At 42.4% G+C, this 1,044-nt stretch carries 1 protein-coding gene; it reads left to right on the forward strand.

The features are described 5' to 3' along the window. The first annotated feature begins 160 nt into the window (after positions 1-160). The gene (pstB, locus tag QUA38_RS29180; RefSeq protein WP_333168046.1) at positions 161-1,012 is read left to right on the forward strand and encodes a phosphate ABC transporter ATP-binding protein PstB; all 852 of its coding nucleotides are present in this window, start codon (positions 161-163) and stop codon (positions 1,010-1,012) included. The last annotated feature ends 32 nt before the right edge of the window (positions 1,013-1,044 follow it).

Consider the following 1,044-nt stretch of genomic DNA (forward strand, 5'->3'; position numbering starts at 1 on the left):
ACGGGACAATTCGGCATAGTTGACAAAAAACTTATCAAGGCTACTATCTTACCATCATTACTTCTTGGCCACTACCCACTCGGAAACGCTTGCAAAACCGATAAATTAATAACTAAAGTGCATCTCTCAATCAAATATTAACCAGATAACCAGGCAAATAATGAAACCTAAAGCTAACTTGAAATCCGACAAGTTTACAGATCAATTCCTAGACGATGTCACCCCAGAAATAGACCCCAATGCAATGCCAGCACTGCGGGTTCAGGACTTAAGTTTTTATTACGGAACTCACCAAGTCCTAGAAAATTTATCGATGAATATCCCTCACCCGCAAGTTACGGCTATTATTGGCCCTTCAGGTTGCGGGAAATCGACTTTTCTCAAAGCTCTCAACCGGATTGGTGAATTGGAGGGAAAGGTTCAAATTAAAGGAAGAGTAGAGTTTTTTGGACAAGATATTTACAGCCCAAAAGTAAACATTAATAGTTTGCGTCGCCAAATTGGGATGGTGTTTCAACGACCAAATCCTTTTCCGCTGAGCATCTACGATAATATTGCTTACGGAGTGAGAATTTTTGGCCACAAAAGTAAAGCAGAATTAGATGAAATTGTGGAATCTGCACTTAAAAGTGCGGCGCTTTGGGATGAGGTGAAAGACGATTTGAATAAATCGGCTCAGGGGATTTCGGGCGGACAGCAGCAGCGACTTTGTATTGCTCGCGCTTTGGCGGTGAAGCCGAAAATTTTGCTGATGGATGAACCTTGTTCTGCTCTGGATCCGATTTCAACGATGAAGATTGAGGAGTTATTTCAGACTCTGCGGCAGCAGTTAACGATTGTGATTGTGACGCACAATATGCAGCAGGCAGCTCGTGTTTCTGATTACACGGCATTTTTTAATACTGATGAAAGTCGCATCGGTCGCCTGGTTGAATTTGGGCCGACAAGTAAGATTTTTACTTCTGCGGGCAATTCGAGTACGAGAGATTACATTCAAGGCCGTTTCGGTTAATACTTACATCTTGAACCTCTTTCAGAACAGGC

Origin of the sequence: Microcoleus sp. Pol12B4 (genome assembly GCF_036701385.1) — a bacterium.
In the GTDB taxonomy this organism is placed as follows: Bacteria; Cyanobacteriota; Cyanobacteriia; order Cyanobacteriales; family Microcoleaceae; genus Microcoleus.

Bases quoted from the DNA above. Each gene is read 5' to 3' on its own strand.
- pstB (WP_333168046.1), top strand. From the start codon at position 161: ATGAAACCTAAAGCTAACTTGAAATCCGACAAGTTTACAGATCAATTC.